This is a genomic window from Peribacillus sp. P4_D6 (assembly GCF_056401795.1).
Genome location: NZ_JBFUIQ010000038.1, coordinates 26,198 through 35,516, shown reverse-complemented (window position 1 = coordinate 35,516; position 9,319 = coordinate 26,198). Strand labels below are relative to the sequence as shown.

General features: G+C 38.7%; 6 protein-coding genes, 1 rRNA gene and 1 riboswitch. Of the genes, 6 read left to right on the top strand and 1 reads right to left on the bottom strand.

Annotation, left to right across the window (positions count from 1 at the left end; all coding sequences use genetic code 11):
* The first annotated feature begins 111 nt into the window (after positions 1-111).
* Positions 112-227 (top strand): 5S ribosomal RNA (gene rrf, locus AC1DVB_RS13815).
* A gap of 256 nt (positions 228-483) precedes the next feature.
* Entirely contained in the window at positions 484-1,323 is an 840-nt protein-coding gene (locus AC1DVB_RS13810; protein ID WP_034306417.1) for a tyrosine-type recombinase/integrase, read from the top strand.
* A gap of 217 nt (positions 1,324-1,540) precedes the next feature.
* Here the strand turns inward: AC1DVB_RS13810 and AC1DVB_RS13805 are convergent, their stop codons facing one another.
* Positions 1,541-4,672 (bottom strand): efflux RND transporter permease subunit, encoded by a 3,132-nt coding sequence (locus tag AC1DVB_RS13805; RefSeq protein ID WP_477589611.1) that lies wholly within the window; start codon positions 4,670-4,672, stop codon positions 1,541-1,543.
* Between the two features lie 189 nt (positions 4,673-4,861).
* Between AC1DVB_RS13805 and AC1DVB_RS13800 the strand changes: the two genes are divergently transcribed.
* From AC1DVB_RS13800 to AC1DVB_RS13785, 4 genes are all read left to right on the top strand, one after another.
* On the top strand, positions 4,862-5,740 hold the full coding sequence (locus AC1DVB_RS13800) for a TetR/AcrR family transcriptional regulator (protein WP_170946998.1): 879 nt from the start codon (positions 4,862-4,864) through the stop codon (positions 5,738-5,740).
* 131 nt (positions 5,741-5,871) lie between these two features.
* Positions 5,872-6,765: a YegS/Rv2252/BmrU family lipid kinase gene (locus tag AC1DVB_RS13795; protein WP_230134909.1), complete on the top strand. Its 894-nt coding sequence runs from the start codon at positions 5,872-5,874 to the stop codon at positions 6,763-6,765.
* A gap of 128 nt (positions 6,766-6,893) precedes the next feature.
* Positions 6,894-7,556, top strand: a complete 663-nt coding sequence (locus AC1DVB_RS13790) for a hypothetical protein (protein ID WP_095680013.1) — start codon at positions 6,894-6,896, stop codon at positions 7,554-7,556.
* A gap of 14 nt (positions 7,557-7,570) precedes the next feature.
* The gene (locus AC1DVB_RS13785; RefSeq protein WP_095680014.1) at positions 7,571-8,830 is read left to right on the top strand and encodes an efflux RND transporter periplasmic adaptor subunit; all 1,260 of its coding nucleotides are present in this window, start codon (positions 7,571-7,573) and stop codon (positions 8,828-8,830) included.
* Between the two features lie 199 nt (positions 8,831-9,029).
* Positions 9,030-9,177, top strand: a riboswitch (cyclic di-AMP (ydaO/yuaA leader).
* Positions 9,178-9,319 lie beyond the last annotated feature (142 nt).

Here is a 9,319-nt window from a genome sequence, read left to right as displayed (position 1 = left end):
GTGACATGTGGAGCTGACTGATACTAATAGATCGAGGACTTAACCAACGCTTTTTAAAAAATGAAATACCTTCTTATTATCTAGTTTTGAAGGAACAACGTTCCTTTTATGTTTGGTGGCGATAGCGAAGAGGTCACACCCGTTCCCATTCCGAACACGGCAGTTAAGCTCTTCAGCGCCGATGGTAGTTGGGGGTTTCCCCCTGTGAGAGTAGGACGCCGCCAAGCCATTTGAAAAGACCAGCCATCCGGCTGGTCTTTTTTGAGGTCGTTATCTTCAGTACTTATTATTTAAACCTGTTATAGACCATAAAGAAAGTTATATGCAGGATAAATGGTAGGACATACTATTAATGCATCTGAATTTCTATAGCTATCTGTCTTATCCATATCAGTTTAAGACAAAGGGACAGAATTCTTCGTTTCTGTAGGGATATATGTTAAACTTAACATAGTTCTGAAACTGTCATTGGGGGAATAGCCGATGGATACCTCTGCTAAAGATGAAATGATTTTTTCGTTTGCTGAATGGTTGAGAGACCAAGGCAAATCAGCTAATACGATCAAAACGTATACTGGTGTCCTTTCACAGTTTTGTGACCAGACACAAAAGATATTGATGGAGATCCATTCTGAAGATGTTCAGGGTTATCTTGATAATTTAGAAAATTGCAAGAAAAGCCCAGGGACAATCGAAAAACACTATATTGCATTAAATGTCTTCTTTAAATTTTTAGGTAAACCGCAAGTGATGCTTTCAGTGGAACGTAAAGTTAAGGAGCACAAGCTTGAGGTACCTGAAACTTTAAGCCTCAATGAGCAGCAGATACTGTTAAGAGATATAGAAGCAGAAGGGAATCTAAGGAACATTGCCATCGTCTACCTTTTGTTACATACTGGAATTCGTGTCTCCGAATTATGTGACTTAAATGGCCGTGACGTCATAATGGAAACAGAGCGGAATTATATACTTGTCCGGAACGCAAAAGGTGAAATCGACAGATCCGTACCCCTTACGATATCGGCTATTCAACATGTACAAAATTATCTTTTTTCTTTAAAAGAAAAAGCAGATCCGTTATTCATCTCAAGCTATAATCAAAGGATCACTCCGAGGTCAGTTCAATATATATTGAAAAAATACAATGTGCATCCGCATAAACTGCGACATACTTTTTGTCAAAGGTTAGTGGATAATGGAATAGATATACAAACGATATCAAAGCTTGCCGGTCATAAAGATTTAAACGTAACGAAGCGTTATCTAAAAGAAAAATCGCTGGATCTGGCAAATGCGATAGATCAAACTTTCACGAAACACTAATATAAAGAAATGAAAAAGGGAAGAGAGATCTTTCCTTTTTTTTGTTTAAACAAACAGATTCCTTGGAAATGACGAATAGGACGTTTTGTCTTAAGAGATGGGACGGGTTGAAAGAAGAGGAATATAGTTCAGTCAAAAGGACCGAACATATTGATGCATTGTTGAATTAAAAAAGAGGGGGTTCCTGAAATAAGGAATCCCCTCTTCTTTTTCTTCGTTACTTAACTGTTTTTTTCTTCTTTTTACCTATTTTCATTATAAATTCATATACTACCGGCACTATTACAAGTGTTAGCAATGTAGAACTCACCAGTCCGCCGATAACGGTAATTCCCAAACCTTGTGATATTAATCCACTGCCTTCCGCACCGATTGCCAGAGGTATTAAAGCGCCGATTGTGGCAAGGGCAGTCATCAGGATAGGGCGTAGACGGGTGGATCCTGCCTCGAGTAAAGATTCCCTGGTAGATAGCCCGGATTCTTCATTCTTGATAACACGGTCGACTAATACGATGGCATTGGTCACGACGATACCTATAAGCATCAGGACACCCATCATTGCCGAAACGCTGATGGTCTCACCTGCAATGAATAGCCCTGCCAATGCCCCGATTACCGTAAATGGTAAGGAGAAGAGAATGGCTATTGGTGCTAAACCACCATGGAAAGTAACCACTAGGACAAAGTATACGATAGCAACTGCCGCTAACATAGCGATACCAAGTTGAGTGAATGATTCTTGGATATCTTCCGTCACTCCGCCGTAGTCTATAGAGACGCTTGCAGGAAGGTCTAATTTATCAACTTCCTTCTGTACCTCAGCTGTCACTGCGGCCACATCATCCGATTTGATTGTTGCAGACACGTCGGCATAAATTTTTCCATCGCGGCGGCTGATTGTATCGGAAGCTTTGCCTTCTTCGATTTTTACAAGCTCTTTCAATGGGATTTCCATTCCCATTGGAGAAGAAATTTTCGTATTCTCTAGATCTTTTTTGTCTTCGAATGTCGTTTCTTTTGTCTCGACATATACTTTGACTTCTTCTCCATCTTTCTTAATGGTAGTTAAAGCATCATCCTTATTCGTATTGGCGATGGACATTCCAATTTGTGCAGCTGTCAGTCCAAGGTCGCTTAGCTTTTCTTGGTCTGCAACTAAAGTGTATTGCTCATAAGCATCTAAAAGACTTGTATCAACATCTTTTAAATCTTTATTTTTCTTCATGATATTTTGAATATCATCAATTACCGGTTCAATATCTTTTTGTGTATTTCCGTAAACAAACAGAGTGGTCTCGTTGCTTGATGTTGATGTGAAATCTTGTTGTTTCCATGTTCCAGGTGAATCAAGTTCAGTTAATTCTTTTATGACGGTTTCTTTTTTGTCCCCGAAATTTTCGGTGTCTTCGTCATAGAGTACATAGAAGAGAGCCGAGTTACTCGAGCCGCCCATCATGCCTCCGCCCATCATGCTTTCGCCAAGTGTGTATTGAACGGTCTTCACATCGTCTTTATCCATGAAGTATTTTTCCACTTTTTCTGTTTGCTTTTCAATATCCTCTTTTAACTCTCCAGGTGCGGGAGTGTAAGTGACGATGATCGTTTTTTCTTCATCTGCAGGCATGAAGCTTACACCGATGCTTGGGATTAGGAATAAACTGCCAACTAATAATACAATGGCTGTGCCGAAAGTGATTAGTTTATGGTTTAATGACCAATCCAGTGATTTTCGATAGAATGCTGATAGTTTGCTTGGTTTTTCTTCATGTGATTTTAATTCTTTTTTAGATAGTCCCTTTTTAAATAAAGAGTCTGCCATTGCCGGAACAAGTGTGATGGCGATTATTAATGAAGCGACTAATGCAAACACCATTGTTAAGGCGAATGGCGTGAATAGTTCCCCGACAGGTCCTGTAACGCTTGCTAAAGGCAGGTATACGGCTACAGTAACGATTGTCGATGAAAGGATGGGGATGAACATTTCCTTAGTGGCAGATCGTATTAATTTGCCGCCTTTTAATTGTTCGCCTTTTAAAGCCATTCTTCTATAAATATTTTCTATGACGACAATGGAGTCATCGACGACTCGGCCAATCGCAACGGTCATGGCCCCAAGTGTCATGACATTCAATGAAATATCCATTTGTTTGAGCACCAAAAGGGCTGCTAACAGGGATAATGGAATCGAAATGACGGAAATGAGAGTCGTTTTAAAGTTCCTAAGGAACAGCATGATAACAATAACGGCAAACAGACAGCCGAAGAGTGCCTTGCTGATCATGGTTTCAACGGAATCTTTAATCGGTTTAGCTTGATCGAGAGTAGTGTGTACACTTACCCCATTAAACTCTTCTTTGAAATTCGATGCTTCTTCATTTACTTCGTCGACAATTGCAACTGTATCGGCATCAGGTGATCTTGTAACCTGGATTCCAATCGACTCGCTACCGTTTGTTCTTGAAATCGATTCAGCCTTACCGGTAATTTTAACATCGGCAATTTCTGATAATTTCACATTTTGCAGTTGGGCAGGACCTGTTTCCATTTCAGGAGATAATTGATTGGTTTCCTGTCCAGTTTGTGCTGGCGCTCCTGTTTTCGGGCCGCCGGTTAAAGGTATCTTTATATTTTTCAGGTCCTTTAGTGTGGAAATGTTTCCATCCACAACGATCGTTTTCTCTTTATCATCAAAGTTATATATGCCAAGCGGCATACTGACGTTTGCAGCCTGGATAACCTTCTTTACGGTTTCTTCATCGAGCCCGTATTGAGCCATCTTGTCCTGGTCGAATACAAGGCTTCCTTCATTTACTTGCTGTCCGGAAATGGATACGGAAGTCACGCCGTCAATTCCTTCAAGTTTAGGTACTAACACCTCTTCGACATTTTTTGTAAGGGCTGGTAAATCAGAAGCCTTATCTGTTACACTGAGTGCGACGACAGGAAAAGCGTTTAATTCTAATTTAGATACGCTCGGGTCATCTACTCCCTCTGGCAGTTCCAATTTCTCTAAAGCTTCTTTCACTTCTTTTACTGCATCATCCATATCCGTATCATAATCATATTGTAATTGGATGGAAGAGGCATTGGCCATGGACGAAGAACTGACTAATTCGACTCCTGGCAAATTTGTTACTTTTAGCTCAATCTGGTCTGTGAGCTTATCTGCTACTTCTTCAGGTGCAGCTCCAGGATAAACAGTGGAGATGCTTATTAAAGGAGTGGAGATGCTTGGTATGGTTTCTTGTTTCATGTTTAAACCGGAGTATAAACCAGCTGCAACGATGATGATGGTAAGCAACCAGATTGCCAATTTATTCTTTAATGAAAATTTAATTATTGAATTCAAGCTTGTACCCTCCATACATAAAATTGTGACCAGTCGGTCACAAACTCAAATATATAGTATATGGATTATGATTGCAATAGATAATATCCGTTAGTGCTAACGTTGTGATTTCAAGGGTTTTGGGATACAATTTGGAGGATGTGACCAGTTGGTCACCGTTGGACAATTTTAAGAGATAGGATGAATTTGATGAAAGAAAAAAATAAGATGATCATAGATAAGTCTGTGGAGCTTTTCGCGGAGAAAGGCTATCATGCAACTTCGGTTCAGGAAATTGTTGAAAAATGCGGGATAGCAAAAGGGTCCTTTTATAATTATTTTAAATCGAAGGAGGAATTACTAGTCTCCATTTTTAAATTTTATTATGAAGCGTTGACAGACTCATTACTTGATCTTGAACTGGATGCTTCATTGTCCAGTAAAGACAAATTCATGAGGCAGATCACTGTTCACATTGAGCATATGACGGGAAATACCAACTTGATTCAAATGATGATGCAGGAACAAATGGTTCATATCAGCAAGGAACTAGATGGATTTTTACATTATATCCATGAAGAGGGCTTGATTTGGTTCAAGCGTAAAATCATTGAGTTATACCCGGGACTTTCATCTGATCTTCTGCCCGATTGCACCATTATTTTAGATTCGCTTTTCAAAGGCTATATCGGAATATTGATCAGGAAACAAAATGCTTTCGATGTAGAATTGTTACCTAGCTTCATATTGAACCGGATGGATTCCATTGTCGCAAGTCTGGAGAACATGGAAGATCCATTATTGAAACAATTTCCCCTACCAGGTTGCTCGATGCGGGATATGAGCCCAAAAGAAGAAATCCATTCGATTATCGCGAGGATGCTGGAAGTGGAAACACGTAAAGAAGAGGGAATGGAGACACGTAAAATTACGGAAGCTTTAAAGGCACTCCAGGAAGAATTTTCAAAGGTTAGGCCAAGCTCAATCATCTTGGAAAGCCTTTTGTTATTTTTGGAAAAAAATGAAAAAAGGAGCCCCTTGTGTTCAAAGCTTATCTTATTGATGAAGGATTATTTGCTGAATATATGAAGGCTTTACTGAAAGGGGCGAAAGCCTCTTTTTCATTTAAATTTTTAATGAGATTTAAAAACGGAGATTTAGGAAAAAGTAAAAAGTGATGGGAAGAAGACAATTCTTTCAATAATATGGGGGCTAGAATCATGCGATGGAAAAAGGGAATGCTGATTTATAATAAAAATGCAGGGAATGATAAACTCGAAAGGAATCTAGGAGGGTGTCTTCCGGTATTAGCTCCACATATTGATGAGTTTCTCATTCTACAAACAAAGCAAAAAGGCGATGCATGCCGTTATTGTTTGGAATATGGTGAAGAAATGGATGTAGTTTTCGTATTGGGAGGAGATGGAACGGTACATGAGTGTGTAAATGGCCTTTCACCCCTTCAGAGGCGGCCGTTGTTTGGGATTTTACCTGGAGGGACTTGCAATGACTTCTCCAGGACATTAAAGATTCCTCAAAATGTTCGTCAAGCTGCGGAAGCATTAGTAAACGGTAAGGTTCGTCCAATTGATATTGGTAAGTCCAATAACGATTATTTTTCCAATTTCTGGGGAGTTGGGCTTATTTCAGATGCTTCAAATAATATTGATGAGCAGGAAAAAAGCAGGTTCGGAAAGATAGGATATTTATTAAGCGCTGTAAGGACGATTGGTGAGAGTGCTCCCTTTCCCTATAAAGTGGAATATGATGGGGATTTCATTGAAGGGGAAGCAGTTATGATTTTGGTCTTGAATGGTTGTTTTATCGGCACTAATTTATTGCCATTTCCCATGATTAGACCAGACGATGGGCTCTTTGGCGTTGCCATCTTGGAAAATGCAAGCCTTGGTGCATTTTTAGAAATAATAGCGATGAAACGTTCATGGACTCAAAATATGAGTTCTGACTCTGGGGTGACTTATTTACAAGCAGGTACCTTGACTATTGAATCCAAGAGGCCGCTTGATGTGGATATGGATGGAGAGAACTATAGGCAAACTCCTTCACGCATTAAAGTCCTTGCCCATCATTTGTCGGTATTAATACCAAATTAGTGTGGGGATTCTATTTAAAAGGAAAGGCTTATGTGTTTTTTTTGTATATTCATTCCTTATTTCTGCAATTGTTTCCAAAATAGGATAAAATGTATGATGATATATCATTTTTTGCAGGAGGACCAATTATGGTGTACCAGGTCGGATTGTTAAAGGGCATTTTACAGCCTTATCGGAGTCGTTATCAGCTGCAAAATGCAGAGGCAGTCACAAAGTTTGGATTGAAATTAATATTTATATATTTTCTTAGTCTTATAGTATTCGCCGTTGGGGGATATTTTGGGATTGGTTCAGAATCATTTTCCAAAGAAATCACGAAGATGAGCGCCAATGAATTTGAAGCAGCAAAGTTGCTGATTTTGAGCGGCAATATAATAACAGGAATAATCCACCCTTCTATATACATATTTTTAGCAGCTCTATTCTTTTGGATCGTTACTGATATCCCCTATATAAAATTAGTTATCGTTCAAATGATTCTTTTTGGCCTGCAATTAGTGGAAAAAACATTATTGATTCCCTTATTCGTTTTAATGGATATAGGCAGCGATGCCAATCCTTTTTCTTTGGGGATCATCAGTCAGTATTTTCTCAGAAGCGATTATTTCATTCACTTTTTCAGTGAAATTACCATTTTTCAATTTCTCATTATTGCTCTGCAATATTTTTATTTAAAGGAATTTACAGAACGTAATAATTATTTGGTCCTTTTAATGATTGTTCTTTTCTATTTGGCCACATGGTTTGTTAAAGCCTTTTTAGGATACATCCAAGTAGGCGTATTTGTATAAAGCGGGTGAAATGAATGAGCGGTAACTGGAAAATAGTGGCGGTCTCCATTGCGTCGATAGTGTTAATAACCGTTAACTTATACCTTATTGAAAAAAAGGAAAGCAAAGTGGAACGTACGGTTTTCGTTGAAAACTGGACTAAGGTAAAAAAAGATACAATTACGGATACTATTCAAACAAATGGGGTAATTAAACCAGTAGAAGAGTATGATATCTATTTTGATGCCAAGAAAAATGATTTTAAGAAATTCCTTGTAAAAGAAGGCGATTCGATTACGGCTGGCTCCTCGTTGTTTGAGTATACGGCGACCGAACTTGATGCGCTTAAAGCGAGTTTGGAAGCGGAGAAAACGGCAGCTGAGGGGGAAAGGGCAGGGATTGAGGAATACATAGGGAAGTTGAGGTCTTATCAGGGGACCTTGACCAGTGAACCTGAAGCTGCAATTGATGAATCGGTGGAAAAAAACTTGAATATTGATATAACGACAAGCTCTTCAGACCTTATTAAAAGTAACATTGAGCAAGAAATGTACAAGCAGGAACTAGAAAAAAACAGGTTGGATGAAAAAGTGAAAATGCTTGACGCTAAATTAAGTTCGATTGAGGAGCAGTCCAGTGCAATTGTGACGACGAGCGAGGCTGATGGTGTCGTTAAAAATATCAATAAAAACCTTGATAATCCCATTATATCCATCGTTTCTACAAATATGGCAATTGAAGGGTATTTCTCCGGAGAGGAAATGAAAAAGGCTGAAGTGGGCATGACTATAAAAGCAAGTTCCTCTGATTCAAAAAAGGCATTGAAAGGGACGATAGGCCGTATCCATTCCTATCCCGCAGAAGAGCCATCATTAAAAAAAGATAACAGATTTCCATTTCAGGCTTTAATCGAACCGGAAGGCGAAGAAACGGAACCTCTGTTGGTGGGATCGAAAGTGAACCTTACTGTAATAACCAATGAGAAAGCCGGTGTACCCTCCATACCGATAGAGGCGGTACAATACCAAAAGCATCCATATATTTACAAGTTGACGAATAAAGGCCATGTGGATAAACATTACATTACAAAAGGTCTTAAGGCTGAAGGGAAGCAGGAAATCATAAAGGGACCGTCTGTAGGTGACGTCATCCTCCTGAAGCCGAATGTGGCAGTGAAGAACCATTCTTATTTTATTACCCCGATTCAATTTGAAAAAGTGAAAGCTGGAACTTATAAAAAATTCACCTCTAGGGAAAAAGTAAGATACCTGTTACTTGGCATTCTGGAAAAATAACCGCTTTTTTCACAAGAGAGGTGATGTCAAATTATTTATTAATTATATCAATATAACTTAAGTGATTAAAAATCGGGAAGCGTAATTATAGATAGAATAGCTATTAATACAGAATATTCAGACATATTTAAAGACCTTTTTCTAGAACGGATGCGAATAAATATTTACAGATTATCATTTTTAGTATAATATTTTATTATAAGTTAACTCGCTTAATCTTATTCCAAGAACGGGGGACCCATTTTTGTGGATTTTATCCGCTAGGGGTGAATTCAGAAATGAAAGGGCTTTTTGTGTTTCCAATCCTAACCCGACAGCTAACCTCGTCAGCGTCTTCAAGGGAACATGTGTGAATATTCACGCCTATAAGAAATCGACACATGAAGTGTCTTTTTTTTCGGCGTAAAGACAGAGTTTTTCAAAAAAGAAAAATTACTTTCTTTTATTAGTATCTTGTTTCCCTTACCGAGACAAAAATGTTTTTGCATC

What these genes read in the sequence shown, in the direction of transcription:
- AC1DVB_RS13785 (WP_095680014.1), top strand. Translation starts at nt 7,571, where the DNA reads ATGAGCGGTAACTGGAAAATAGTGGCGGTCTCCATTGCGTCGATAGTG.
- AC1DVB_RS13790 (WP_095680013.1), top strand. Translation starts at nt 6,894, where the DNA reads ATGGTGTACCAGGTCGGATTGTTAAAGGGCATTTTACAGCCTTATCGG.
- AC1DVB_RS13810 (WP_034306417.1), top strand. Translation starts at nt 484, where the DNA reads ATGGATACCTCTGCTAAAGATGAAATGATTTTTTCGTTTGCTGAATGG.
- AC1DVB_RS13795 (WP_230134909.1), top strand. Translation starts at nt 5,872, where the DNA reads ATGCGATGGAAAAAGGGAATGCTGATTTATAATAAAAATGCAGGGAAT.
- AC1DVB_RS13800 (WP_170946998.1), top strand. Translation starts at nt 4,862, where the DNA reads ATGAAAGAAAAAAATAAGATGATCATAGATAAGTCTGTGGAGCTTTTC.